The sequence below is a fragment of the Haloarcula sp. CBA1129 genome (assembly GCF_008729015.1).
Classification (GTDB): Archaea; Halobacteriota; Halobacteria; order Halobacteriales; family Haloarculaceae; genus Haloarcula.
Genome location: NZ_RKSM01000001.1, coordinates 2204275 through 2229292, shown reverse-complemented (window position 1 = coordinate 2229292; position 25018 = coordinate 2204275). Strand labels below are relative to the sequence as shown.

The 25018-nt window shown below is 64.7% G+C and carries 24 protein-coding genes; 10 read left to right on the top strand and 14 right to left on the bottom strand.

Annotated features, from left to right (window positions below; translation table 11 throughout):
• Positions 1-132 precede the first annotated feature (132 nt).
• From coaBC to Har1129_RS11155, 5 genes are read right to left on the bottom strand one after another with little or no spacing between them, the layout of a single operon-like run.
• On the bottom strand, positions 133-1299 hold the full coding sequence (gene coaBC / locus Har1129_RS11175; RefSeq protein WP_151100721.1) for a bifunctional phosphopantothenoylcysteine decarboxylase/phosphopantothenate--cysteine ligase CoaBC: 1167 nt from the start codon (positions 1297-1299) through the stop codon (positions 133-135).
• Between the two features lie 51 nt (positions 1300-1350).
• Positions 1351-2916: a hypothetical protein gene (locus Har1129_RS11170; protein WP_151100720.1), complete on the bottom strand. Its 1566-nt coding sequence runs from the start codon at positions 2914-2916 to the stop codon at positions 1351-1353.
• Positions 2913-4238, bottom strand: coding sequence for a DUF58 domain-containing protein (locus Har1129_RS11165; RefSeq protein ID WP_151100719.1), 1326 nt, complete (start codon positions 4236-4238; stop codon positions 2913-2915). Before Har1129_RS11165 ends, Har1129_RS11170 begins: the two co-directional genes overlap by 4 nt.
• Positions 4235-4978 carry a hypothetical protein gene (locus Har1129_RS11160; protein ID WP_151100718.1) on the bottom strand — a complete coding sequence of 248 codons (744 nt, stop codon included), beginning with the start codon at positions 4976-4978 and terminating at the stop codon, positions 4235-4237. Before Har1129_RS11160 ends, Har1129_RS11165 begins: the two co-directional genes overlap by 4 nt.
• A complete protein-coding gene (locus tag Har1129_RS11155) occupies positions 4978-6087 on the bottom strand; it encodes a DUF4129 domain-containing protein (protein WP_225307802.1) in 1110 nt (369 codons plus the stop codon). Before Har1129_RS11155 ends, Har1129_RS11160 begins: the two co-directional genes overlap by 1 nt.
• Positions 6088-6187: 100 nt before the next feature.
• On the opposite strand from Har1129_RS11155, the gene Har1129_RS11150 reads away from it, so the two are divergent.
• On the top strand, positions 6188-7249 hold the full coding sequence (locus Har1129_RS11150; RefSeq protein ID WP_151100716.1) for a M48 family metalloprotease: 1062 nt from the start codon (positions 6188-6190) through the stop codon (positions 7247-7249).
• On the opposite strand, the gene Har1129_RS11145 is transcribed toward Har1129_RS11150, so the two are convergent.
• Positions 7241-7981: an NAD(P)/FAD-dependent oxidoreductase gene (locus Har1129_RS11145; protein ID WP_151100715.1), complete on the bottom strand. Its 741-nt coding sequence runs from the start codon at positions 7979-7981 to the stop codon at positions 7241-7243. The genes Har1129_RS11150 and Har1129_RS11145 overlap by 9 nt on opposite strands.
• A gap of 155 nt (positions 7982-8136) precedes the next feature.
• Between Har1129_RS11145 and Har1129_RS11140 the strand changes: the two genes are divergently transcribed.
• From Har1129_RS11140 to Har1129_RS11115, 6 genes are all read left to right on the top strand, one after another.
• Positions 8137-9351 (top strand): proteasome-activating nucleotidase, encoded by a 1215-nt coding sequence (locus Har1129_RS11140; protein ID WP_151100714.1) that lies wholly within the window; start codon positions 8137-8139, stop codon positions 9349-9351.
• A 127-nt stretch (positions 9352-9478) separates the two neighbouring features.
• Positions 9479-10060: a DUF420 domain-containing protein gene (locus Har1129_RS11135; protein WP_151100713.1), complete on the top strand. Its 582-nt coding sequence runs from the start codon at positions 9479-9481 to the stop codon at positions 10058-10060.
• 61 nt (positions 10061-10121) lie between these two features.
• Positions 10122-11345 (top strand): HD domain-containing protein, encoded by a 1224-nt coding sequence (locus Har1129_RS11130; protein WP_151100712.1) that lies wholly within the window; start codon positions 10122-10124, stop codon positions 11343-11345.
• A gap of 21 nt (positions 11346-11366) precedes the next feature.
• Positions 11367-12383, top strand: a complete 1017-nt coding sequence (locus tag Har1129_RS11125; protein ID WP_151100711.1) for an amidohydrolase family protein — start codon at positions 11367-11369, stop codon at positions 12381-12383.
• A 41-nt stretch (positions 12384-12424) separates the two neighbouring features.
• A complete protein-coding gene (locus tag Har1129_RS11120; protein WP_151100710.1) occupies positions 12425-12874 on the top strand; it encodes an SHOCT domain-containing protein in 450 nt (149 codons plus the stop codon).
• A 72-nt stretch (positions 12875-12946) separates the two neighbouring features.
• The gene (locus tag Har1129_RS11115) at positions 12947-13426 is read left to right on the top strand and encodes a universal stress protein (RefSeq protein ID WP_151100709.1); all 480 of its coding nucleotides are present in this window, start codon (positions 12947-12949) and stop codon (positions 13424-13426) included.
• 20 nt (positions 13427-13446) lie between these two features.
• Here Har1129_RS11115 and Har1129_RS11110 read toward each other — a convergent pair whose 3' ends face one another.
• The 4 genes from Har1129_RS11110 to Har1129_RS11095 form a co-directional block, all read right to left on the bottom strand.
• Positions 13447-14394, bottom strand: a complete 948-nt coding sequence (locus Har1129_RS11110) for a biotin--[acetyl-CoA-carboxylase] ligase (protein ID WP_151100708.1) — start codon at positions 14392-14394, stop codon at positions 13447-13449.
• A 63-nt stretch (positions 14395-14457) separates the two neighbouring features.
• Positions 14458-16302: an acetyl-CoA carboxylase biotin carboxylase subunit gene (locus Har1129_RS11105; protein WP_151100707.1), complete on the bottom strand. Its 1845-nt coding sequence runs from the start codon at positions 16300-16302 to the stop codon at positions 14458-14460.
• Positions 16303-16441: 139 nt separating this feature from the next.
• Positions 16442-16747 (bottom strand): acc operon protein, encoded by a 306-nt coding sequence (locus tag Har1129_RS11100; RefSeq protein ID WP_151100706.1) that lies wholly within the window; start codon positions 16745-16747, stop codon positions 16442-16444.
• A 2-nt stretch (positions 16748-16749) separates the two neighbouring features.
• Positions 16750-18300: an acyl-CoA carboxylase subunit beta gene (locus tag Har1129_RS11095; RefSeq protein WP_151100705.1), complete on the bottom strand. Its 1551-nt coding sequence runs from the start codon at positions 18298-18300 to the stop codon at positions 16750-16752.
• Positions 18301-18441: 141 nt separating this feature from the next.
• Between Har1129_RS11095 and Har1129_RS11090 the strand changes: the two genes are divergently transcribed.
• Entirely contained in the window at positions 18442-19065 is a 624-nt protein-coding gene (locus Har1129_RS11090) for a uracil-DNA glycosylase family protein (RefSeq protein ID WP_151100704.1), read from the top strand.
• 55 nt (positions 19066-19120) lie between these two features.
• On the opposite strand, the gene Har1129_RS11085 is transcribed toward Har1129_RS11090, so the two are convergent.
• Positions 19121-19912, bottom strand: a complete 792-nt coding sequence (locus Har1129_RS11085; RefSeq protein WP_151100703.1) for a winged helix-turn-helix domain-containing protein — start codon at positions 19910-19912, stop codon at positions 19121-19123.
• 224 nt (positions 19913-20136) lie between these two features.
• On the opposite strand from Har1129_RS11085, the gene Har1129_RS11080 reads away from it, so the two are divergent.
• A complete protein-coding gene (locus Har1129_RS11080; protein WP_151100702.1) occupies positions 20137-21117 on the top strand; it encodes a DMT family transporter in 981 nt (326 codons plus the stop codon).
• A gap of 140 nt (positions 21118-21257) precedes the next feature.
• Positions 21258-21575, top strand: coding sequence for an RPA12/RPB9/RPC11 RNA polymerase family protein (locus tag Har1129_RS11075; protein ID WP_151100701.1), 318 nt, complete (start codon positions 21258-21260; stop codon positions 21573-21575).
• A 203-nt stretch (positions 21576-21778) separates the two neighbouring features.
• Here the strand turns inward: Har1129_RS11075 and Har1129_RS11070 are convergent, their stop codons facing one another.
• The 3 genes from Har1129_RS11070 to Har1129_RS11060 all read right to left on the bottom strand — a co-directional run bounded on the left by Har1129_RS11070 (position 21779) and on the right by Har1129_RS11060 (position 24987).
• Entirely contained in the window at positions 21779-23116 is a 1338-nt protein-coding gene (locus tag Har1129_RS11070; protein WP_151100700.1) for a sodium-dependent transporter, read from the bottom strand.
• A gap of 113 nt (positions 23117-23229) precedes the next feature.
• A complete protein-coding gene (locus Har1129_RS11065) occupies positions 23230-23940 on the bottom strand; it encodes an SDR family oxidoreductase (protein ID WP_151100699.1) in 711 nt (236 codons plus the stop codon).
• 90 nt (positions 23941-24030) lie between these two features.
• A complete protein-coding gene (locus Har1129_RS11060; RefSeq protein ID WP_151100698.1) occupies positions 24031-24987 on the bottom strand; it encodes an NADPH:quinone reductase in 957 nt (318 codons plus the stop codon).
• Positions 24988-25018 lie beyond the last annotated feature (31 nt).

Here is a 25018-nt window from a genome sequence, read left to right as displayed (position 1 = left end):
AGCAGGCGACGGGGTGGTGGTACAGTCACAGTCTCTGTGTAGAAACTCCGAATAGCGGTTCGTCGGGCAGTACTGTCGTTATCGCACCGGAGCAACGGAACACGCAAAACTATTTCGTAATCGGTTACGCGCTCAGTCGCGACTGGACAGATGGTCACCGAGTTCGTCGGCGACACGAGCGCCGAGCCCCTCCTTTTTGCCGACGTACTCCGTCGCCGAGTCTGCGTCGACGAGCAGGGCACGCGTCTCGTCGTCGCCCATGACGCCCGCGTCGTTGGCGACCACGAAGGCCAGTCCGGCCCGCTCGCGTATCTCCCGGGCGCGTTCGACCAGCGTCTCGTCATCGCCTTCGGTTTCGACTTTGAACCCGACGATGGGGAGGGCCGGGTGGTCAGCCCGGACAGTGTCGATGAGTTTCGGCGTCGGTTCGAGCGTCAGCGTCAACTCTGCCTGCCCGCTCTTGATCTTCTCAGGGGCTTCCTCGACGGTGTAATCCGAGATGGCGGCCGCCGAGACCAGTGCGTCGGCCGAACCAGCGACCCGGCGGACGGCCTCGGTCATCTCCGCGGCGGATTCGGCCTGCTCGACGGTGGCGTACGGCACGTCCGGTCCGTCGTGGACGAGTGTCACGTCTGCTCCACGGGCGTAACAGGCCCGCGCGACTGCCCGGCCGGTCCGTCCCGAGGAGCGATTTGAGAGCGTCCGCACGGGATCGACCGACTCCGTGGTCGCGCCCGCGGTCACGACGACGTGCTCTCCCGAAAGCGGCCGGTCGCCCGTGGCCCGTGCGGTCGCCGTGACGATGGCCTCCTCAGTTGCGATTTTGGCCTTTCCCTCCTCGATTCGCGGGTCAACGAAATCGACGCCCCATGACTCGACGCGGTCGATAGCGTCCAGCACGCCGGGATGGTCGTACATCGGTTCGTGCATCGCTGGCGCGACGACGACCGGGACGTCAGCACCGAGAGCAGTCGTCGCACACGTCGTCACGGGCGTGTCGTCGATTGCCCCGGCGACCTTGCCGACGGTATTTGCCGTCGCCGGTGCGAGCAAGAGCACGTCCCCCCAGCCCGAGCGCCCGCAGAGTTCGACGTGTTCGACGCTGCCCGTGATTTCGGTCACCACCTCGTTGTCCGTCGCGAACGACAGCGCCCACGGGTGGATAATGCCTGTCGCGCTGTCGGTCATCACGGCCCGGACGGACGCGCCCTGTCGTCGGAGTTCGTGTGCGAGTTCCACCGTCTTGACGGCCGCGATAGACCCCGACACCCCCAGAACGACGTTAACTCCGGTCAGCATACCTGCCGGTTCGCGGTGCGGGGGTAAAAGCCCCTGTCTCTCCGGCGGGGCCTAGTCGCTGTCATTGACGGCCTGATCGCTCCGAGTACCGCTTCTGTCACTGCTGGTACGTGGCCCCCCATCGTGTGCGTTCAGTGCGAGGGTGAACGCGGCTATCGCCAGCAAGACCAGTCCGAGTGCGACCACCGAACTGAACGAGAGTTCGGCCGGTGTTGTCGGCACCGCGACCGGGATGAGCACGTATCTGACGAGCATGACGAGCAAGATTGCGCCGGAGAGGACGGCCGCCGTCCCAGTGACGTGGACGAACTCGCTGTCCGTCGTCTCGGCGTCCCGGCCCAGCTGGTGGCCGATGCTACTGGCGTGCGCACCGGCATCCCAGACAAGCAACGCCGCCGCGCTCCCGATGAGGACGAGTATCGGTGCGAGTCCGCGCTCCGCTCCGAGCACCGTCATGACGAACAGGAGACCGCTTCCGGCCGCGAACCCTGCCACCTGTCGGGACAGCAACTCCACACTCACTAGTTCGGCCAGCAGCGCGATGAGCCCCCGAAGGGCGACGACCGAAATCAAGATGCCGAGGAGGAGGACGGTCGCTGAGCCGTAGTGGCCGCCCCCGGTATACGTGGGGGCTACTTGACGGGTCACGCCGGCGGCTGTAAGGACCAGCGCGCCCAGCAGCAGTCCCACAGGGATCACGATACTGCCGGCCTGCCGTGCCAGTGACCGCCCGGGGTCGTCCCCGAGCCATTGCAGCAGCCACTGCCGGAGCCGTTCGGCGACAAGGATACCCAGCAAGGCTAGGAGTCCAACCGCGAGCGGAAGGTGAAGGGGGCCACTGAGGGCAAACCGAAGCGCCGGCCCGAGCACCGGGAGATTGTCGAGGAAGCGGTCGAACAGTCCCTGTGCTGTCGGGACAAACGCCACGAGCACCTGCAGGCCCACAGCGGCTTTGACGTAGCGGTCGATGTCCCACCAGCTCGTCCCCAGCAGCCGTAGCCGCCCAAGCGCCCGGTCCGTCGTCGCCGTGGCTGCCGGAATCCACGACTCCAGCGTCTCTGTGGCCCAGTCCAGCAACAACAGAGCGAGGAGGACCCCGGCCTGTAGCGTCACGAAGCCCACGAGCGGGTGGACCGAGAAGTCACCGACGACCCGGACGAGCACCCAAGGCAGCCTGACGGCGGCGGCGACGGCACAGACGATTGTGCTGCCGATGCCGACAAGCAGCACCACGAAACTCTCATCGAGCATGGCCGAGAGGTCGTCCGTTTCATCGGTCGGCAGTACCAGTCCGCTACTCGCGTCGATAACAACGAGTGTCGCGGCCAGCGGGAACCCGAGTGCCACAACGAGCGACCAGTAGTCGGGGGCCAACAGCGCGGTCCCACAGAACACGCCCGCGCCGATGATGATGGCGACGCTGCCGCCGGCGATGCGCGTGTGTGCGTCGCTACGGAGCGCCCAGACCCCGGCCGCGATACAGAGCCCGCCGACGAAGCCGGTCAGTACGGCTCTCGGCTCTCCGGTGGCGACGCCGAGACCGAGCGAGACGAGCACCGCGACTGTTCCGGCCAGCGCCGCGCTCGCCGCCGCCGGCCGACTGTCGAGCGCCGTCATGCCCACCGCTCCGTTGCATGAATGAGAGCTTTGGCGAGCGGTTCCGCTGGCGTCCAATCGACGACTCGAACCGTGCCTCGAAGGCCGTCGAGGCGAGCAGTTCGGTCGATTCGCTCGACGGTGCTGCCCGGGCTATCCCCAGTTGTCATGTCCGGGCTGACGACCGTGACCGCGTGCCCGTACGCAGCGAGCCGCTTTGCCGCATCGGCCGCCCGGTCGTCGAGTAGGGGCGTGCAGAACACGACCTGTGACTCGCTCGGAATCGAGCGGTCGAGCGTCGCTACTGCGTCACCGCCGTCGGTGATGCCGTACCGGTCCGCCGTTCCGGTCGGCGACTGCGTTCGCCGGGTTCGGGTGCCGGTGTTGAGGAGTGCTGAACCGCGGGACCGCGATGAACCGGTCGCAGCCCCACTCACGACCGTACTCAGGAACGCCTCCAATCGCTGTTCCTGTGCACGATTCGCCGACGGCTGTAGCGTCTCGCAACTGTCGTAGATGGCGGCACCGACGCGGTTATCCATCCCTAGGAGCGCCGAGCCGACCTGCCGGGCCGCGTAGGCACAGAACTGGACGGCGGTGGGCGCGTTCGCCTCGCCTGCAACGTGATGTCGACTATCCACGAGCGTGATGACGGTGGCCGCTCGCGTCTCCTTGAACTCGACTGTCGCCAGCTCGTTCGTCTTCGCGAGGCGGTTCCAGTCGACGCGGCTCATCGGGTCTGTGGACTGGTGCTCGCGGATGGCGTAGAAGGCGAGCCCGTTCCCGCCGGCGTTCGTCGGGACGCGCCCGGACTGTGCGAGCGTCTGGCCCGAGAGCGGGACGGTGTCGACGCTCGCACTGCACGACAGCGTCGTCTCGACGGGGACCTGTTCGGCGAACTCGACAGTCCCGGTCAGGTTCCGGCAGACGACCGCCACGTCGGTGAAGGCGTGGTCGCCGCGCCGGGCTTCGACGGTGTAGGTGACTGAATCCGACGCCCCGGCTTCGAGGTGGGTCCCGAACCGCGGGGACCCCCCCACGACTTCCAGCCGCTCCGGAACGCCGTCGAGGACGCGAACATCGGGCAGTGTCGCGTCTCCGCCGTTCGTGAGCGTCAGCGTTACGGTCACCTCCGAACCGGGGAGCGGGTCGGCCGGGTCGACGTGCCGCTCGACCGTGAGCGTCGGCTCAGGGTCACCGATAGCCGCCTGATAGGCCGCGTACACCAGCGCCACTGCCGCGACCATGAAAACCGTCGGGTTCCCAGTGACGATACCGACCCCGCCAGCCACCAGCGCGGCCGAGACGCCGACGTTACGCTGTGACGTTTCGCGCGTGTTCATGCCCGCTCACCCCGCTGGAGCCGCCGTATCTCGGCCGCCGCCGCCGCAACTTTCCGGTCGAATCCCTCGCCGCTGGCCCAGTCTCGTAACTGCATCTCGATTGGTGGATCGGGCGCGTCCGGGCCGCCGAGGAAGGCGGCCGCCCGGCGGTTGTCCGTCCACGAACCAGTACGGACTCCCCGGGCCGCTGCCTCCATCGACATATCCGCCGTTTCGACCAGCATCTGTCGCGCGGCCTCGCGGAGCCTGTTCCTGACCTCGGACGCATAGCTCGCTTCGAGGCCGTTGTAGGGGTCGACACGCCCGTCGATCTTTGCGAGTAGCTCGTCGATATCATCGCCGACCAGATCCCCGGATTCCGACTGCGTCGTTTCGGGTTCTAACAGCGCAGCAAGCAGCGCCGCCGGCTCGTCGTCGGTGTCGCGGTCGTGGTACGGGTCACGCGGCTGGCTCCCCTTCACCGGTGGAAGATCGGAGTCCTGTGTCCGTACGACAGTGTACAGGCCGAACAGACCGATTACAGCGGCACTGACACTTGCAACGAACTGGAGCTGTCTGGCCGTCCCGCTACCAACGTCCGGCAGAACTGAAGGGAAGGTGACGACGAACACTGCCCCAGCAAGCGCGGCGAGTCCTAGCAGGGTGTATTGGACGAACCTGCGTCCCGGTGTCGGGCGTTCGACACTGACATCGATGGTTACGCTGGCAGTTTCTCCCTGTTTGGACTCCGCGTCACTCATCAGTCGCCACCCCTGCTGAGGAGTTGTCTGAGGGCGTTACGAGCCGCCTCAGTTCGCTCTCCAGTCGCCGATTTCCCGCCGTATGTGACCTCTCGAAACTGGACGGTCAGCCGGCGAACGGGCTCGGCCGGCAGCCCGCTATCGATGGCCCGGCGGGCGTACTCTCCGGGCGTCGCTGTCTCAGGGTCCGGCACAGATACGCGGTCGGCAAGCAGTGCCCATGCCTCTTGTATCGACAGTGAATCGATGTCCGGCCCGTCGTCCGCTTCTGCCGTCGATTCGGTGGCCGTCGACTGGCTGGACTCTGCCGCCGACGAGCCAAACAGCGATGGGCTGTCGACACCATCTCGAACCGAGGCAAGGAACCCGCCGGTTCCACCGAAGCCGCTGAGGGCTTTGAACGGCGCGACCGAGAGCGACCCGAGGGCGCTCGGCAGACCGGCGACCCCTCGCAATGACATCGTGCCGACCGACCCGATGCCAGTCGCTAACCCCGTCAGGACGCCGCTAGAGACGGCACTGACGCCGGCTCCGACTCGTGAGAGCGCTGACGCTCCCGAGAGCAGCGCGGCGGTCGTTACCTGTGGAATCCGGCCGATAGCCCGGCCAATTGCACCGTCTGCGACCGCCCCGGCGACCGTGCCGACCAGTTTGTCGACGAGCGGATGCAGGAGGAGCCCGGCGTCTGTCGACCCGTCGTGCTCCGCGTTCGATGCCGCTCGGATGACCCCGACTGCGACGACGCCGAACCCGCCGATCAGCGCCAGCCCAAGCAGTTTCACTAGCACGGGCGACACACTGTCTCCGCCCTCGCTGGCTGCCGGCGTCTCTGTCGCCGTCTCCGTCGGTGTTGGCGTCGCTGTGGACTCCTGTTCGTCGCTCGGTTCCGTCGTTGTCTCTGAATCCGTGATTGTCGCTACCGGCGTCGGCCCACTGTCGACTTCGCCGGGTGCTGTACCGTCGGGCGTGACCGGCTCGTTCGCTTGGCTGTCGAGGGGGCCGCTCGACTCGAATTCGACGCCGAGCGCGCCGGGGAACAGCGCTGTGCCGAACAGGACAGCGACCGCACAGAGGAGGGCGAGGGCGGCACGAACCAGCTTTGTTGACACTACGAGACCGTTTCCGGCCGCAGAGTAAATATTTTCCTCACCCTTGGGCTGTCGGAGCAGAAAACCTTTCATTCGCGGTGGATCTAGCAGAACTAACCATATGCGGACACTGACACGCCGTATCCTGTGGACCCTCCTGCTCCTCCTCGCCGTCGATATCGCGGTGGTAGCCACCACGGCAGCGCTCTTGACGCCATGGCTTGTGCCGGTGCGGGACGCCGTCGCGACTGCCCTCCCGTTCGGTGGGGCATCGGCACGCATCGCTTGGTGGGTGGCCATTCTCGCCCCCGCGCTTGTGGCGTTCGTCTGGGCACAGCTTCGCTACACCAGAGCGCAGACGATGGCCGAAGTCGACGCCCGAATTGTCGGCCCCGATGAGTACCCCGACCTCCACGAACGGGTGCAACGCCTCGCGCAACTGGCCGACCTCACGCCGCCACAGATCGCCGTTGCGGACGCCGACGTGCCGAACAGCTTCGCCATCGGGACGCTCGGCGGCGCGACGGTCGTCGTCAGCGAGGGGCTCCTCTCGACGCTTGCGGGCGACGAACTCGATGCGGTGCTGGCCCACGAACTCATGCACGTCGCCAACCGCGACGCGACGGTCATGACGCTGGCCAGCTTCCTCCCGTCGCTGACCAACGGCGAGTACGACCCGCTTTCGGACCTGCGTCCGGGCGGGAGCCGATACGTAGTCGGGCTGGTCGCGCTCGGTCTCGCCTACGTGTTCAGCGCTCGGGTGCTTGACGCCCCGTTCGGAAGCCTCTCGTTCACGCTGGGGTTTCTGTTTCTCTTCGCGGTGACGGTCCTGTTCGGCGGCGTCGCGCTGGGCGTGTTCACCGCGCCCGTCGTCGTCCTCGGGCGCTCGCTGTCGCGCGCCCGGGAGTTCGCCGCCGACCGGGGCGCAGCGCAGTTGACCGGGGACCCCGCCGCGCTTGTCGCCGCGCTAGAAACTCTTGCTGGCGAGGGCGACGACCGTCCGGAGACAGACAAACGCTCCGCGTACGCGGGCATCCGCGGACTGTGCTTTCTCCCACACGGGTTCGGAACCGCGACGGCAACTGACTCACTGTCCATCGAAACGCGGTCACATCCGCCGACGACCGAGCGAATCGAGCGGCTGCAGTCCGTCGCGCGCTCGCTCGAAACAGGGTCAGTCTGAATCCTGATCGACGCTCGGGTGCATCGTCGGCTCGCCCGGCATCGGCTCCTCGAAGTACCGCTGCATGACTTCCAGCGACTCCTGTTCGCGCTGCTTACGCTCTGTCTCATCAATCTCCTCACAGCCCGGCGGGACCGGGCGGTCGCGGCCGGTGAAGTACCCTTCAGGCGCGGTCCAGTCGTGATAGAAGTCGACGTCGGAGTCTTCCAGCAGCGTGAGTCCGACCTGTGCGCCGTGGCCCGCGGCGACGATGGTCTGGTGGTGCTGCTCGGCCAGCCGACCAGCCGCGTACAGCCCCTCGATATCGGTTCGGCCCTGCTCGTCGGTTGAGATGAACTGTTTCGAACCACGGTCGACGAGCGAGATGTCCAGTCCCTCTAGATACGACGGGTCAGACCAAGACGCGGCGATGAGATACGTCGCGTCGTAGGACTCGCCGTCAGAACAGGATACCTCGAAGCCCCCGTCGACTCGCTCTACCTGCTCGGCCTCGCCGTCGATGAACCAGACCCCGGCCCGCCGTGCCTGTGCGCGCATCAGTTCGAGCAGGAGTCGCGGATTGATTCCGGCCGGGAATCCGGGATAGTTCTCCAGATGGGCGTTGCGGTTCAGTATCGACTCGCCGGTCGAGATAATTCGTGTCGACAGGTCGGCGCGAGCGGTGTAGATCGCCGCCGAAAGTCCGGCGACGCCCCCGCCCACGATGAGGACTTCTTCGCGGTCGGTTGGCATGAGCAGATGTTTCCGGTGGGGGCCAAGAAACGTGCCGGTTTGCGACCTACAGACGGGAAGCGGCCAGTAGCGGCCCCCTCCGGGCTCACGCCGGGCGATACAGTTTCTGAGACTACCCGAAGCCTCATAACGGTACACCTACTAAAGGCGTCGTAATGACCGACACCGTCGATGAGGTCGACATGCCGTACGACGATGACGCGTCTCAGCAACAGAAGATCGAGGCGCTGCAGGAGCGGCTGGAGGTGCTCGAATCCCAGAACGAGGAGATGCGCGACAAGCTGCTTGACGCGAACGCTGAGAACAACAAGTACCAGCAGAAGCTCGAACGGCTCACGCACGAGAACAAGAAGCTCAAGCAGTCGCCGCTGTTTGTCGCCACCGTCCAAGAGCTGTCCAGTGACGGCGTGATTATCAAACAGCACGGCAACAATCAGGAGGCCCTGACAGAGGTCACCGACGAGATGCGTGAGGACCTCGAACCCGACGACCGCGTCGCTGTCAACAACTCCCTCTCTATCGTCAAACAGCTCGACGACGAGACCGACGTTCGTGCCCGCGTCATGCAGGTCGACCAGTCGCCGGACGTCACCTTCGCCGACATCGGTGGCATCGAAGAGCAGATGGAAGAGGTCCGCGAGACCGTCGAGATGCCGCTGAAGAGCCCCGAAATGTTCGAAGACGTCGGCATCGATCCGCCGAGCGGCGTCCTGCTGCACGGCCCGCCCGGCACCGGGAAGACGATGCTCGCCAAGGCCGTCGCCAACGAGACCGACGCGACGTTCATCAAGATGGCCGGCTCCGAGCTGGTCCATAAATTCATCGGCGAGGGCGCGAAGCTGGTCCGTGACCTGTTCGAACTGGCCCGTCAGGAAGAGCCCGCCGTCGTCTTCATCGACGAGATCGACGCTATCGCAGCCAAGCGGACGGAGTCGAAGACTTCCGGCGACGCCGAGGTCCAGCGGACGATGATGCAACTGCTCTCGGAGATGGATGGGTTCGACGACCGCGGCGACATCCGCATCATCGCCGCGACGAACCGCTTCGACATGCTCGACCGCGCCATCCTCCGTCCCGGCCGCTTCGACCGCCTCATCGAAGTCCCGAACCCGGATGTCGAGGGTCGCAAGCAGATCTTCCAGATCCACACTCGCAGCATGAACGTCTCCGACGATGTGGACTTCGAGTCGCTGGCCGAGGAGATAACGGACGCCTCCGGTGCTGACGTGAAGGCCATCTGTACCGAAGCCGGGATGTTCGCCATCCGCGACGACCGGACAGAGGTCACGATGGCGGACTTCCACAACGCTTGGGAGAAGATCCAGCAGGAAGAGACCGACGACGAAGAAGTGTCGCGGACCTTCGCCTGAGCTCGGCGGCGCTGCTACCCAATTCTCGCTGTTTTCGAGTTCAGTAGCCACCGCTTCGGTTCGCAATCGTCCTGTCGTGCTCGCCCGTTTCAGAACACAGTTACCACTCCGGTCCTGACCTGTCGGTATGGCCGTCGCAGACACACTCCAGTCGCGTGCCCGCGCTCGTCCGCGGCTCGTCACCGCTGTCGTCTCGGTCGTTGGCTACGCGCTCGTGTTCGGCGCGTTCGGCGGCGTGTTGCCGCTGCCTGAGTTCTCGCGGCACACCGTCATCCTGCTCGGCGACGCAATCGCGGTCGTCAACAGCATCGCGCTCCTCACAATCATCGCCGGCGTCTACTTCATCAAGAGCGGTCAGGTACAGAAACACCGCACGGCGATGCTGACCGCCTTCTCCCTCATCATGGCCTTTCTGGTCCTGTACATCCTCAAGGTCGGCGGCGGCTTCGAGAAGGAAATCGTCGCCGAAGGGTTCGTCTGGACGGCGTACATCGTGATGCTCGCCGTACACATCTTGCTGTCCGCGGTGTCTGTGCCTGTTGTCGTTCACGCCGTCGTTCTCGGGCTGACGCACTCTCCGGCCGAACTCAGAGAGACGGTCCACGCCCGCGTGGGTCGCATCGCCGTCTCGGCTTGGGGGCTAAGCCTCTTTCTCGGACTCGTCACGTACGTGATGCTGAACCACATCTACGGCTGGGTTCCCCGCTAGTAGCGGTTTCCGCGTGTTCGGTGGCGAACGATTTTGCCGGCCGCCGCCGTAGGCCACGGCAATGACTACAATCAAGGACAGCGTCCACGACCACATCGAGGTTCAGGGCGTGGCGGCGGCGCTGCTCGATACGCCACCGGTCCAGCGGCTCCGACACATCTCACAGCTCGGCACGGTGACGCTCGTCTACCCCTCGGCGAACCACACCAGATTCGAGCATTCGCTTGGGGTCTATCACCTCGCAGACCGGGCGCTGTCCCATCTCGGCATCGAAGGCCAGCAGGCCGAACGGGTCCGTGCGGCGGCGTTGCTCCACGACGTGGGGCACTCGCCGTACAGCCACAACGTCGAGGCGCTCATTCACCGCCGGACCGGTAAGTACCACGACGACGTGGACGAACTGCTCGGTGACGGCCCGGTCGCGCGGGTCCTCTCGGAACACGGCCTCAATCCTGACCGCGTGGCCGGCCTTGTCGCCGGCGAGGGCGAGCTGGGCCAGCTCGTCTCCGGCGAACTGGACGTCGACCGGATGGACTATCTGGTCCGTGACGCCCACCACACGGGCGTTCCCTACGGCACTATCGACCACGAGCGGCTGGTCCGAGAGCTGAGCTTCGTCGACGGCGAACTCGTCTTAGACGAGGGGAACGTCCAGACGGCCGAGTCGCTCCTGCTCGCGCGGGCGCTGATGAATCCAACCGTCTACCAGCACCACGTCGCCCGCATCGCCAAGTCGATGCTGCGCCGCGGGACCGAGGAACTGCTCGCCGCGACTGGCACGACTGCCGAGACGCTTCGCCGGTGGGACGACAGCGACCTGCTCGTGGCCCTGCGACAGTGCGAGGCGACGGCGGCCTACGCCCGGCGGCTGAGCCGGCGGGACCTGTACAAACGTGCCGTCTGGGCGGAGTGGGGGGCCGTCCCCGACGAGGTGCTGGCGGCCGACCACGAGACGGTCGGAACGATGGAAGAGACTATCGCCGACGAAGCGAACGTCGGCAGTGACGCCGTCATCCTCGATATCCCGCCCGAGCCGTCGGTGACTGAGTCGAGCAGCCGCGTCCTCGTCAACGGTGAGGTCCGCCGCCTCGGCGAGCAGTCGACGCTGGTAAACGCTATCCGCGCCGCCCAGCGCGACCAGTGGCGACTCGGTGTCTACGCCCCCGAATCCGAGAGCGAGCGGGTCGGTGCGGCGGCGATTCGCGAACTGGGACTCGACCTCGATGGGTCCAGAGTGCGCGACGTGCGGACGGGTATCCATGCGACCCTCGATGAATTTAACTGAGAGAACGGGCGAACAGCAAGTATGATTCTCGAAGGGACGATTCTGACGGGGCGGTCGTTCGAGGCCGTCGAGGGTCGCGTCGTCGTCGAGGACGGGGAGATAACCGCCATCGAGGAGGCAGCCGTTGATAGCGACGACATCGTGGTGCCGTCGTTCGTCAACGCCCACACGCACATCGGCGACTCGATTGCGAAGGAGGCCGGCGAGGGGCTCTCGCTGGAAGAACTGGTCGCGCCGCCGGACGGCCTGAAACACCGCTTGCTCCGTGACGCCAGCAAGGACGAACTGGTCGCCGCCATGGCGCGGTCACTGTCGTTCATGGAACAGGCCGGGACCGGCGCGTTCGTGGAGTTCCGTGAGGGCGGCGTCGAGGGCGTCGAGGCGATACGCGACGCGCTGTCGGACTCGTCGCTCGAAAGCGTGATTCTCGGGCGCGAGACGACTGACGCGATGGAACTGGCCGATGGGTTCGGTGCGAGCGGGGCCAACGATAGCGAGTTCGGGGCGGAACGGCGCGCCACCCGGGACGCCGGGAAACTGTTCGGCATCCACGCCGGCGAGGTCGACAGCTCCGACATCAACCCCGCGCTCGATCTCGACCCGGATTTCCTCGTCCACATGGTCCACGCGGAGTCGCTACATCTCCAGCGGGTCGCTGACAGCGAACTCCCGGTCGTCGTCTGTCCCCGGTCGAACATCGTCACCGATGTGGGCCGTCCGCCAGTCGAGGAACTGACCGAGCGGACGACAGTTGCGCTCGGGACGGACAACGTCATGCTCAACAGCCCCTCGATGTTCCGCGAGATGGAGTTCACCGCGAAGCTGTACGATATCTCGGCCCGCGAGGTGTTGCGGATGGCGACGGTCAACGGAGCCGAAATCGCGGGGCTTGGCGGCGGTCTCATCAAGACCGGCCAGCCGGCACGGCTGCAAGTCCTCGACGGGGATTCGGATAACCTCTCCGGGGCGCGAAACCCTGTCCGCGCCGTCGTTCGCCGGGCGGGGACAGACGACGTTCAACGGGTCGTCCATCCGTGACGGAATAATTCTTATCACTGCGGGAATAGTACACACAGGCGATGCCCTCCACCACCGATCGTGCTCTGAGCACACCGCTGAAAGTACTGCTGTACGGTCTGCTGGGCGTCGTCTCGCTAATCGTCGTCCTTGCGGCCGTACGGCTCGTCTTCGGGCTGTTCTTTGGGCTTGTGGGTCTGCTGTTCGGTATCATCTCCTTGGCCGCTACGATTGGGGTTCTTGTGGCTATCGGGTATGCCGTGTACTGGCTCGTGTCGAGGGCTGTTGGGCGAGACGAGCAGGCGGCGACCACTGACGTGACACAGGCTACCGACGCAGTGGGTGTGACCAGCACCACCGAGACGGACCCCGTTGAACGACTCTCCGAGCGCTACGCCAACGGGGAGCTAACCGAGGCCGAACTGGAACGACGGCTCGAACAGGCGCTCGACGAACCGTCCGTGGACGGGTCCGAAATGGGCGGCGTCGAACGGGACCGAGAGCTGAACTGAGCCGTATCCTGACTGTCTATAGTGTGGTATCCATTACCAACCTATATCCCATCAGACAGTCAATAGTACAATATGTACAACAGGATACTGGTACCGACGGACGGTTCACCGGGAACGAGAGATATACTCACACATGCTAAGACACTCGCAGCGGCCCACGACAGCGAGATTCACGCGCTGTACGTCGTCGATACCGGTCGGTTCTCGACGCTCCCACACGAACCGACGTGGGAGAGCGTCACCGACTCGCTCCACCGCGAGGGCGAGATGGCACTGGACATGGTGGAGCGCCTCGTCGCCGATGATGTGACTGTCACGCGAGCGACGGCCGAGGGAAGCCCAAGCCGAGAAATCGTCGACTACGCGAATCAGCACGCCTGTGACCTCATCGTGATGGGGACGCACGGACGGGGCGGCATCGACCGCCTGCTACTGGGGAGCGTCGCCGAACGGGTCGTCCGGTCGGCTCACATCCCGGTCGTCACCGTTCCGGTAGAGACAACGCTGCAAGATGTCTCGGAGGACGAGCAGCCTGCCGGCGTCCCGCAGTGATGTGTCTCCTGCCGTCGAGTTCACTCCGTAACCGGGCGGAGATGCTCACAGTCCCCCGCTGAAACGATCTCTGTACCGGATTCTGTCTCGATGACGAGCGCGCCCGGGAACTGGATGTCCACGGCTTCGCCCTCGATGGAGCCTCCCGGCGTCTCGACCCGGACCCGTTGTCCCAGCGTCGTCGCATACTCGCGCCACGCCTCGACGACCTGCCCCGTGTCCTGTCGCAGCGCGTCGAACTCTTCTAGCAGTCGCTGCGTGAACAGTCGCCGGTCGACCGGTTCGCCGCGTTCGGCCGAGAGGCTCGTCGGGTTCGCTTCCTCGGGGAGGTCCGCAGGGTCGACGTTCGCGTTGATGCCGATGCCCACGGCCACCCAAGAGACGCGGTCAGCCTCACCTTCCATCTCGGTGAGGATCCCGACCAGCTTACGCTCCCCGTCGTCGTGGCGGACGAGCACGTCGTTGGGCCACTTGATACTGGCATCGACGCCGGCCTCGCGGGCCGCTCGCGTTACTGCGACGGCCGCCGCAAGCGTGAACACCGGCGCGTGAGCCATCGGGACGTCGGGCCGGAACAGCACCGAGAGCCAGACCCCGCCGCTTGGCGAGTGCCAATCCCGGTCGAGCCGTCCCCGCCCGCCGGTCTGTTCGTCGGCCAGCACCACACTGTCCGACGCGCCCTCCGCCGCAAGATCTCGGGCCCGTGCATTCGTACTCGGGATGCTGTCGTGATACTCGACGGCGAAGGGCGCATCGAGGCCGTATTCGACCGCGCTTGCCCCGAACTCCGGAACCGAACCGAGGGCGTAGCCTGCGTCGTCGCTCCGTATCTCGAACCCTTCCTCGCGAAGGGCTTCGACGTGTTTCCAGACTGCGGAGCGAGAGATATCCAGTTCGTCGGCGAGGGTCGGCCCCGAGACGGGGCCGTCCGCCAGTGCGTCGAGTACCCGGTGGCGTGTCTCGTTCATACACGGGGCTTCGACCGGCCGGAATAAAAGGTGCCTGCAGAGCGTAGTGGTCAGTCCGCTAACTCACCCAACCACGAACAGCAAGTCGCCCATGTCGACGGATTCGCCCTCGCTGACGGCCACGTCATTGACAGTGCCGCCGCGTTCGGCGACGATGTCGTTTTCCATCTTCATCGCTTCGAGCACACAGAGCACGTCACCGGCCTCGACCTCGTCGCCTTCCTCGACGTTGACCTCCAGAATCGTCCCCTGCATCTCCGCGGTGACTTCCTGCCCCTCGGCGGTGGAGGCACTGCCGCCGCCGCTGTCGGAACTGCTGCCACCCTGTGGCCGCTGTGGCTGGCTCCCGCCGTCAGCGTCCACGTCCCCGACGTTGATTGGGGGCGCGCCGCGCTCTTCGAGGTCGACTTGGAAGCGCTTGCCGTTGACCTCGACAGTAAATTCGCGCTCGACGACCTCCTCGTCATCGTCGCCGCCGGATTCAGTGACCGTGCCCCACTTCTCCTGCGCTTCCTCGACGCGCGTTCGGTCGAGTTGCTCGTCGAGGTACTTCGTGGTGTGCGTGCCGCCGACGAACTTCTCGTCGGTGAGCATCAGGCGGTGGAACGGAATGACGGTTGGGATGCCGTCGATGTCGAAGTCCTTGAGCGCCCGCTTCCCGCGCTCGATACACTCCTCGCGGTCCCCGCCGTAGGTGATGAGCTTCGCGATCATCGAGTCGTAGTCGGTGACGAGGTCGTCGCCCTGCCGGAGCGCGTCGTCGAGGCGAACGCCGATGCCGCCCGGCGGGTCGTACGTGTCGAGGCTGCCACCCGTCGCGGGCGCGAAGTCGTCGGCGGCGTTCTCGGCGTTGATGCGGAACTCCATCGCGTGGCCCTCGATCTCCACGTCGTCTTGATCGAAGGTAATCTCCTCGTCCATCGCCACCCGAAGCTGCCACTTGACGATGTCAATACCGGTGATCTCCTCGGTGACGCAGTGCTCCACTTGGATTCGGGTGTTGACCTCTAGGAAGTAGAAGTTCGCGTCCTCACCGAGCAGTTCACCCTGCTCGCGGTCGGTGTCCTCTTCGACGAGGAACTCGACGGTCCCGGCGTTGTAGTAGTCCGACTCACGGACACCGCGGCGGGCAGCATCGCCGATTTGCTCGCGGAGGGCGTCGTTCAGGGCCGGCGAGGGGCCTTCCTCGATGACCTTCTGGTGGCGTCGCTGGAGCGAGCAGTCACGCTCGCCCAGATGCCGGACGTTGCCGTGGTGGTCGGCGATAATCTGAACCTCGATGTGGCGGGGATTCTCCAGATAGCGTTCGAGATACACCGAATCGTTCGAGAAGTACGCCTCGCCCTCCCGCTTTGCGCTTTCGAGTTGCTCCTCGGCTTCCTCGGGGTCGTGGACGATTTTCATCCCGCGGCCGCCACCACCGCCCTCGGCCTTGATTGCCACTGGGAAGCCGTTCTCCTCCCCGAACTCGACGACTTCCTCGGGGTCCTCGACCGGGTCGGTCGTTCCGGGGACGATAGGCACGTCGGCCGACTGCATGATTTTGCGGGCCTTCGTCTTCTCGCCCAGTGCCTCCATCGACTCGCTCTCGGGGCCGACCCAAGTGATACCCTCCGTGTCCTGTACGCGCTCGGCGAAGTCGGCGTTTTCGGCGAGGAAGCCGTACCCCGGATGGATGGCGTCCGCGTCCGCCTGTTTGGCAGCGTCGATAATCGCTTCCTGATCGAGATAGGAGTCGGCGGCTCGGGCCGGGCCGACGTTGTATGCCTCGTCCGCGTACCGGACATGGCCGGCGTGCTTGTCGGCGTCAGAGTAGACGGCCACTGTACCGATGCCCAACTCCTCGCATGCGCGCATCACGCGCACCGCAATCTCCCCGCGATTAGCGACGAGCACCTTATCGAACATACGCGCCCATACTGAGAGTCGGCCCATAAAACTATGCGCAGATAGCGGCAATCTTACATATATAATCATGTTAGTATGGGACATGCCCGCAAATCCAGACAGGGCGTCGCCGTTCAACTGACAGAAGAACTATCGGCGGTTAGAACCGTTCGGTCCGGCCGGCGGCGCTCCAAGGGTCGGTTGGCGCGTCCGAACGGACCCGAACGGACCGCTTTTGCGTGGCTTCGACGCGCCCGGAGAAGGACCACTGCTTGCCGTCCCAGGAGTCCTCGCTGTCTGCTGCCGCGGCCGCTGCGGCCGCTGCGGCCGCGCGCTGGCGGTCAGTGAGGTGTGCGCCGACAGCGACGGCGATGGCAGCCGCCTCGTCCGTCGAGGCGTCGTCGAGCTGTGCAGCGATCTCCGCGACCAGTTCGGCATCGACAGCCGAGTCTGTGTCAGCGGCCATCGTTACAGCGGGATGTTGCCGTGCTTGCGGTCGGGCTGGTCCTTGCGTTTCCCCCGGAGCAGGTCCAGATCGTTGATGAGCCGCGGGCGGGTCTCTTGGGGTTCGATGACGTCGTCGACGAAGCCGCGCTCGGCCGCCGTGTAGGGGTTCGCGAAGGCGTCGCGGTACTCGTCGATGAGTTGCTGCCGGCGGGCCTCCACGTCATCGGCGTCCTCCAGCTCGTCGTCGTAGAGGACGTTCACCGCACCCTTCGGCCCCATCACGGCGATTTCGGCGGTGGGCCAAGCGTAGTTCATGTCCGCGCCGATGTGTTTCGACGCCATCACGTCGTAGGCCCCGCCGTATGCCTTCCGCGTGATGACGGTCACCAGCGGGACGGTGGCCTCGGAGTAGGCGTACAGGAGCTTTGCGCCGTGATTGATGATGGCGTTGCGCTCTTGATCCTTGCCGGGCATGAACCCGGGCACGTCGACGAACGTGAGAATCGGGATGTTGAACGCGTCACAGAACCGGACGAAGCGAGCGCCCTTCCGCGAGGCGTTGATGTCGAGCGTCCCGGCGTTGACCCGCGGCTGATTGCCGACGACGCCGACGCTGTGGCCGTCCATGCGGGCGAACCCGATGACGATGTTGCGCGCGAAGTCCTCGGCGACCTCGAAGAAGGAGTCCTCGTCGACGATGCGGCCGACGACGTCCGTCATGTCGTAGGGCTTCTGTGGCGCGTTGGGCACAGCCGTCTTCAGTTCCTCGTCCCGGCGCTCGGGGTCGTCCCATGGTTTGACCCGTGGCGGGTCCTCGACGTTGTTCTGGGGGAGATACGACAGCAGGTAGCGGATGTCGTCCATCGCGTCCTTCTCGTCGGCGGCCGTGAAATGGGCCACCCCGGACTCGGAGGCGTGGGTCTTCGCGCCGCCGAGTTCGTCGAAGCCGACCTCCTCGCCGGTCACCGTCTCGATGACATCGGGGCCGGTGATGAACATGTGGCTGGTCTCCTCGACCATGTAGATGAAGTCCGTGATCGAAGGGGAGTACACCGCGCCGCCGGCACACGGCCCCATAATGGCCGAAATCTGTGGGACGACACCGCTGGCCTGCTGATTGCGGTGGAAGATGTCGGCGTAGCCCGCCAGCGAGTCGATGCCCTCCTGAATCCGCGCGCCGGCGGAGTCGTTCAGGCCGATGATGGGTGCGCCCGTCTCGATGGCCTTGTCCATCACCTTACAGACCTTCTGTGCGAACGCCTCGCCCAGTGACCCGCCGAAGACGGTGAAATCGTGGGCGAAGACGTACACCCGGCGGCCGTCGACTTTCCCGTAGCCGACGACGACGCCGTCGCCGGGTACCTTCTTCTCGGCCATGTCGAAGTTCGTCGAGCGGTGTTCACGGAGCGAGTCGATCTCGACGAAGGTGTCGTCGTCGAGGAAGTAATCGATGCGCTCACGCGCGGTGAGTTTCCCGCGGTCGTGTTGCGCCTCGATTCGTTCCTCGCCACCACCCCGCTCGGCTTCGGCTTTCCGTTCTCGAAGGTCCTCGACACGGTCATCGTGGCTCACGCGATATCACTTCTCCCGGACCGGAGCATATCCGACTCCTTGCGGGCATCCGAGAAAAGCGTTATCAAACTTAACCATTATTTCTCGTATTCGATATCCGAAACCGGCGGAGTTTTGAGCGACGGCCTGTTGCTACCGGGCGTGAAGAACGTCACGGCCCGCCAGCACAACCCCTTCGGCTTCGATGCGCCGTGTGAGCCGTTCGTGCCGGGGTACGGCGACGCCAACGCCCACTTCCACGTCATCGGTGACCACCCCGGCGTCCACGGTGGCGCGACATCCGGCATCCCGTTTACCGACAACGCTGCGGGCGAGCGTCTCCAGCGGGCCCTCGTCGCGGCCGGACTGCTGGCCGAAGCCGGTACGCCGCCGACTGTCGAGAAGACGTATCTGTCGTATCTGTACATGTGCGGCGGCGACCCGCCGACAGAGACGGACTACGACGACTTCGAGCCGCTGTTCGACACGGAACTCCGGGCCATCACCGCCCACGTACTCTTGCCCGTCGGCGAGCGCGCCACCCGACACGTGTTCGCGAACACGACATCGGAGCCGACCGAGTCGATAGACATGGACGCACGCCACGCGACCGAAGTCGTCGGGAGCGGCTGGCTTGTCTTCCCTATCAAGGAGCCCGCGGAGTGGACTGACGACGATGAGGAAGCCCTCGTCGACGCGCTGACGGCGCTGTTGGAAACGGACTATCGCCGGGAGGCGGACCTCGGCCGGTTCATGCCGGGCGAGGACCCGTATCTGGTTCGGTAACTGCGCCTCAGCTGCTCTCTCTAGCGGTACCGTTCCGGCGACTTGCAACACAACGTTACAGCGACCGCTCGGCCGAGAGCGGGTCCGCGGACTCCCAGTAGGTGTCGAACGTCTCGACGGCCCACTCGTGAACGGCTGGCGCAGTCGATTCGAGCGATGCCTGCAGGACGCCGTTGCCGTCGCGCAACAGCAGATGGACCACATCATCAGCGATCATTACGGCGAGTGGCACGCCGTCGTTCCGAACCCGGAGTGACGCGTCCGGTTCGGCACGTAGCGATTCGAGTTGGCTTCGGAGCCGGTCGTCCGCCGCCAGCGCGTCGATTGCGCCGGGCGAGAACACGCCTGAAAACCGCTGTTCGCCGGCGCTGACACGCTTCTGTACGACCCGGATCGCTTGGTCGTTGAACGCGTGGGAAAACGTCCGGACCGTCTCGGCGTCTCGAAGCAAGTCGAGCAGTCGCTGGACCGGCGCGTTCGGACGTGTCTGGCTCGGGACGGTGATTGTCGCGTCGGCCAAGTGCTGCAGATCGAAGTCCATCGCATCAGTTGGAAGATACTGGACGATGTCGCGCAGTCGCCGCTCGGTTTCGAGGCTGTCGAGCAGGTCGGTAAAGCCGTCGGCGACGATGCGGCCCGTCGCCGTCGCGACGTACTCGCCACCTGTCCGGCGAATCCACGACCGCTCTTCGAAGTCAGCGATGATACGCCCGAGCGTCGCCTGTGACGCGCCGGTTTCAGTTGCGAGTTCCCCGCGTGAGTGTGGCTCCGCCGCTAGGAGCCGTAGCACCTCGACCCGGTTCGACGAGAGCGCGAGGAACTCGATCTCTTCGAGCGCCGATTCCATACCGCCGCGTTAGGGAGTCCATAGTAAAGCGCTTTCACAGTGTGAAATAATTTCACACCGTGAACATCCACCACGGGTGTTCGGCAGTTTCGCATTATGTAAGATTTTCTAAACGGGACTATAATCCCCAATCCCATACTGTAGAGTACGATGACTCCGGTTTCTCTACACGTTCTCTCCGTCGGTCGTGCGGTCATATCAGAATTAGAATCAGAGGTGGCGGTATGATTTCGCGCCGGACCCTCGCCCTCGCTGCGGTCGCCAGCGTTTTGCTCGGCGGAACCTTCGTCGGCGCGAAGGCTGGCCTGTCGTATCTCCCGCCGCTTCTGTTTGTCGCCCTGCGGTTCGACATCGCCGCTGTCGTGCTCCTCAGCTACGTTGTCGTGACGCGGTCCCGGGATGACCTGCTCCCGCAAACCCGCGGCGATGTGCTGGCGATCCTCTCGACGGGCCTGTTCGCGCTTGGCCTCGCAAACGCACTGATATTCGTGGGCCAGCAGTCCGCCACTAGCGCGGTCGCCGCCATCATCTTCAGCCTCAACCCGATACTGACGCCGGTGTTCGCCGCTCTCCTGCTCTCCGACGAACGGCTTTCGGCTCGGGGCGGCCTCGGGATGGTTATCGGCCTGCTCGGCGTCGGCCTCGTCGTCAGCCCCGACCCGGCGATGCTCCTGAGCGGGGGCATCGGGAAACTCATCCTGTTCGCTGGCGCGACCAGCGCCGCGCTGGGCAGCGTCCTCATCAGGTGGTCCGGCGGCGGCCTGTCGAGTACGGTCCGGACCGCGTGGGCGCTCCCCGTCGCCGCCGCGTTCTGTCACGCGCTGAGCGTCGGCATGGGCGAGTCGCTTGCCACGGCGGTCTGGTCTCCGACCGCGATAGCGGCCCTGCTGTACGTCGGTATCTTCGCTGGGGCAATCGCTTACATCGCCTACTTCGGTCTGCTCGATGTCACTGGCGCAATTCAGGCCAACCTCATCTTCTACGTCGTTCCCGTCGTGTCGACGCTCGGCGGGTGGGCCGTACTCGGCGAGGCAATCACTCCGACCGCAGTGGCGGGCTTTCTGACCATCTTCACCGGGTTCGCGGTGCTTGGCAGCGAGTCGGTCGATATCCACGCGCTACTCTCGGACACCGCTGACGAGGCTGACACCGTGTCCGAGAGTCTCGGCATCGCGGACGAACCGCGCGGGTTCGAGTCCGACTGAGGCGGTCTGCTATGGTGTCATAGCTCTGGACCCGCTTACAGTCTACACTGGTCAGGACAGTCAGCATGCGCGGCTGCCTGCAACTCACGACAGATCGGAACTTAACACATATATCCGACAACCGTGTATTCGCACTTTATATGCAATTCTGTGACGAGTGTGGTTCGATGATGCACACGGAGGGCGATACATGGCTGTGTCGCTCCTGTGAGAACGAGGAGTCGCGGGACTCGCAAGCGGAGGCGGCGATGGCGATTCAGAACGGACAGCGCGACGACGGGGCACCCGCTGTGGCCGACGCGACCCAGCGCTCCACCGAGACAATGCAGGAGTCCTGTCCGGCGGACGGCTGTGACAGCGACCGGGCTTACTACGAGATGCTGCCGAAGCCGGGCGGTTCCTACGAGGTTCGACTGTTCACCTGCATCGAGTGCGGCCACAAATGGCGCGAGTCCTGACTTCCGGTACCCCAACCCACTCAATTCGCCGTCCTACTGTCCTGTTTATGCAGACTGCCACGGCTGAAAACGCACCCGTAAAACGTTGTCTGGATTCCTGTCAGACTACGTGACTATTTTCCGCGACGACTGCCTACACCGGTCGGTCACCAAAACTGTGGCAAAGGCGGTCCGAATCCGCGAGAAACCGATGGCCGTGTCGCTTATATCGGCGGGATGATCGCCGGGTCCTCGGCGAGGAACAGCGTCTGCAGTCCGAGAGCCAGCGTCAGGATGACGCCGAGGATGACCACCGTTCGGACCATCCAGAGCCAAGTCGGACCGAACGCTCGAAGCCCACCCGTCCCTTGTCGGAGCTCGGCAACCGCATTGGAGGAGAGAACCCAGCCGACGAACACTAGGATGAGCAGCACCGACAGCGGGAGGAACAGCTTGTACGCGAGCGTGTCGAACCAGCCGAACCACGCTAGGTCCCAGGCTGATGGGAAGCCCAAGGCGAACAGCACAACCCCAAGCATTGCTGACAGCTGCACCCGCGAGTATGACGTGTTGTCAATGCCGTAGGAGACTGCAACCTCTAGCAGGCTGATCGCAGAGGAGATCGCCGCGATGAGGACAACGCCGAAGAACACGACGCCGAGGAGTCGCCCCCCGGGGAGCTGTGGGAACGCCGACGCCATCGCGACGAAGATGGCCGACGGGCCGCTGGTGTCGGGACTGACGTTGATCGCGAAGAGGATCGGGAACACGACAAGCCCAGCCAGCACACCGACGAGCGTGTTCGTCACGACGATGATACCACCATCAACAGGGAGGCTTTCGTCGTCACCGATGTACGACGAGTAAGTAATCATGGCTGCCATCCCCAGCGAGAGGGTGAAAAACGCCTGTCCAACTGCGAACGGGATCAGGTCACCTGCGTTTGCCGCCAGCGTCGAGAAGTCCGGTGAGAGGAAGTAGCTGTAGCCTGCCCCGGCTCCTTCGAGTGTGGTGACCCAGGCCGCCATCCCGACCATGAGGATCACAATACTGGGAACCATCACCTTTGTCGCCTTCTCGATACCGTCTTCGACACCCACTGCGACGATGCCGACACAGACTAGCAGGAACAACGCCTGCCCGACGACGGCCTCCGGACCACTGGAGATGGCACCGAAGTACTCCGCGGAGTTTCCGAAGTATGCCCCCGTCGCACTGCCGAGGATATACCGCATGACCCACCCTCCGACGACGTTGTAATACGAGAGAATCCAGAACCCGGTAAAGACGCCCAGGCCACCGACGACCCGCCACTGCTTGAACCCGAGTTCCGCGAACGCGTCGACGGCATTGCGGTTCGTTCGCCGCCCGATGATGAATTCTGCCAGCATTGCCGGGAAGCCGATGAGCAATACGGCGACGAGGTAAAAGACGAGAAACACTGCGCCGCCGTTTGTCGCGGTCTTGAACGGGAACTGCCAGATGTTTCCGAGGCCGACTGCGCTACCGATTGCTGCGAGAATGAACCCGAGCCGTGAGGCCCACGTTTCTCTGTCACTCATTGTGATGCGGCATATTCTTTTGGGGTATAAAAACCACCGTGATTCAGGTTCGCAATACCATCCGATAATATCAGGACACAGACAGTATTCACGAGGCTGGATAGCAATCGGGGTCAGACCTCGCCGTACACCGGAACGGCCGCACCACTGGTCACGGCTGCGGCGTCGGAACAGAGGAACAGCAGTACGTCGGCGATGTCTTTCGGGTCGACCCACGTCTCGAAGTCGGCGTCGGGCATCATCTCGCGGTTCATCGGGGTGTCAATCACACTCGGCATGACAGCGTTTGCTCGCACTGTCCCGGCGTTCTCTTCCGCGATGGTCTCGGTCAGGAGTCGGACGCCGGCTTTCGACGCCCGGTAGATGCCGTCGCCGTCACCGCCCTGAAGTGATGTCCGTGCAGAGACGGAAACGATTGAGCCCTCGCCCTCCCGCAAGTGCGGAATCGCGTGTTTCGACGCCAGAAACATCGTCTTCAGATTCACATCGAACAGGAAATCGAACGTGTCCGCGTCCGTCTCGTGAATCGGTGTGTCGCCGCGCCACGTCCCGACGATGTTCAGCAGGTAGTCCAGTCGGCCGTGTTCGTCGATGACTGTCTCGATGGTCTCGGCAACGGCGGCCTCGTCGCTGAAGTCTGCCTGGTAGAAATCCACGCTGTCGGGGTCTGACAGCAGGAAGTCCTCGGTGTTCGGTTCGATGATGTCGCTCCCACAGACGGTCGCTCCGGCTTCGAGGAAGGCGTTTGCGACCGCACTCCCCAACGCTCCGCCGATGCCCGTAATCAGTGCCACCTCGCCGTCGAAATTAAATTCCACTGACATGCGTATGCTAACGGATGGCAATGGTATAAAGGCCCATTCCCGAGAATTCGCAGTCGGAGAACTGACGGTGGCCCTATCGCGCCGGCTGGGCTACGGGGTGACGACGAGTTTGCCGAGGAAGCTGTCGTTCAACACGGCTTCGTGGGCGGACGGGACTTCGTCGAGGTCGTACCGCCGAGCGACGACGGGCGTCAGATCGTTATCGGCCATGAGCGTCGCGAGCCGGCCAAGCACTGCGCCGAAATCGGGCGTGTTGAACATCGAGACGTGGTGGACGCTGAGGGCCTTCGCTCGACAGCGCGGGACGTTCTCGAAGGTCGCCGCGGGGTCAGTGTTGCCGATGGCGGCGATTCGAGCGCCCTGCGCAGCCACCTCGGCGTCAAAGGCGAGGTAATCGTCGAGACGGTGGTCGAGAATCACGTCCGGCGCGCCCGCGCCGCCCACTGCGTCGGCGAGGTCGTCCCGGGCGTAGTCGAACACGTCGTCCGCGCCGAGGTCGGCCAGTTGGTCGTGGTAGGTCGGCGACGCGGTCGTGGTGACCTGCGCTCCGTTCGCCGCAGCCAACTGGACCGCAACGTGGCCCACACCGCCGCTCCCGCCGTGAATCAGCGCCCGCTCGGCCGGCTCCAGCGAGCAGGTGTCGACGAGCGTCTGCCAAGCGGTGACGCCGACCAGCGCGGCGGCCGCCCCCGCTTCGGCTGACACCCCCTCGGGGAGGTGCGCCAGATGTGACTCGGGAACGGTGACATACTCCGCGCAGGTCCCCTGAAGCCAGTTTCCCAGCCCGGTCGCGAACGCCCGGTCGCCCTCGGCGAAGGTAGCGACGTTCTCTCCGGTCGCAACGATGGTCCCGGCACAGTCGGAGCCGGGTGTCCAGGGCAGTTCGCCCGGTTCGTAGCCGCCAGTCCGGAAGTACGTATCGACCGGATTGACCGCGGCTGCCTCGACTTCGAGCAGGACCTCGTCGGGGTCTGGTGTCGGTCGTTCGATGTCGTCGACGCGGAGCACGTCCGCCCCGCCGTATTCGTGGAATCGTACAGCACGCATTGGGATATGCGTCAGGTGGTATCGGGAAAAC

Coding starts and splice junctions, on each gene's coding strand:
- Har1129_RS11075 (WP_151100701.1), top strand. CDS start 21,258: ATGCAATTCTGTGACGAGTGTGGTTCGATGATGCACACGGAGGGCGAT.
- Har1129_RS11130 (WP_151100712.1), top strand. CDS start 10,122: ATGACTACAATCAAGGACAGCGTCCACGACCACATCGAGGTTCAGGGC.
- Har1129_RS11140 (WP_151100714.1), top strand. CDS start 8,137: ATGACCGACACCGTCGATGAGGTCGACATGCCGTACGACGATGACGCG.
- Har1129_RS11115 (WP_151100709.1), top strand. CDS start 12,947: ATGTACAACAGGATACTGGTACCGACGGACGGTTCACCGGGAACGAGA.
- Har1129_RS11160 (WP_151100718.1), bottom strand. CDS start 4,978: ATGAGTGACGCGGAGTCCAAACAGGGAGAAACTGCCAGCGTAACCATC.
- Har1129_RS11150 (WP_151100716.1), top strand. CDS start 6,188: ATGCGGACACTGACACGCCGTATCCTGTGGACCCTCCTGCTCCTCCTC.
- Har1129_RS11135 (WP_151100713.1), top strand. CDS start 9,479: ATGGCCGTCGCAGACACACTCCAGTCGCGTGCCCGCGCTCGTCCGCGG.
- Har1129_RS11145 (WP_151100715.1), bottom strand. CDS start 7,981: ATGCCAACCGACCGCGAAGAAGTCCTCATCGTGGGCGGGGGCGTCGCC.
- Har1129_RS11085 (WP_151100703.1), bottom strand. CDS start 19,912: ATGGAATCGGCGCTCGAAGAGATCGAGTTCCTCGCGCTCTCGTCGAAC.
- Har1129_RS11080 (WP_151100702.1), top strand. CDS start 20,137: ATGATTTCGCGCCGGACCCTCGCCCTCGCTGCGGTCGCCAGCGTTTTG.
- Har1129_RS11070 (WP_151100700.1), bottom strand. CDS start 23,116: ATGAGTGACAGAGAAACGTGGGCCTCACGGCTCGGGTTCATTCTCGCA.
- Har1129_RS11065 (WP_151100699.1), bottom strand. CDS start 23,940: ATGTCAGTGGAATTTAATTTCGACGGCGAGGTGGCACTGATTACGGGC.
- Har1129_RS11165 (WP_151100719.1), bottom strand. CDS start 4,238: ATGAACACGCGCGAAACGTCACAGCGTAACGTCGGCGTCTCGGCCGCG.
- Har1129_RS11120 (WP_151100710.1), top strand. CDS start 12,425: ATGCCCTCCACCACCGATCGTGCTCTGAGCACACCGCTGAAAGTACTG.
- coaBC (WP_151100721.1), bottom strand. CDS start 1,299: ATGCTGACCGGAGTTAACGTCGTTCTGGGGGTGTCGGGGTCTATCGCG.
- Har1129_RS11110 (WP_151100708.1), bottom strand. CDS start 14,394: ATGAACGAGACACGCCACCGGGTACTCGACGCACTGGCGGACGGCCCC.
- Har1129_RS11125 (WP_151100711.1), top strand. CDS start 11,367: ATGATTCTCGAAGGGACGATTCTGACGGGGCGGTCGTTCGAGGCCGTC.
- Har1129_RS11105 (WP_151100707.1), bottom strand. CDS start 16,302: ATGTTCGATAAGGTGCTCGTCGCTAATCGCGGGGAGATTGCGGTGCGC.
- Har1129_RS11060 (WP_151100698.1), bottom strand. CDS start 24,987: ATGCGTGCTGTACGATTCCACGAATACGGCGGGGCGGACGTGCTCCGC.
- Har1129_RS11170 (WP_151100720.1), bottom strand. CDS start 2,916: ATGACGGCGCTCGACAGTCGGCCGGCGGCGGCGAGCGCGGCGCTGGCC.
- Har1129_RS11100 (WP_151100706.1), bottom strand. CDS start 16,747: ATGGCCGCTGACACAGACTCGGCTGTCGATGCCGAACTGGTCGCGGAG.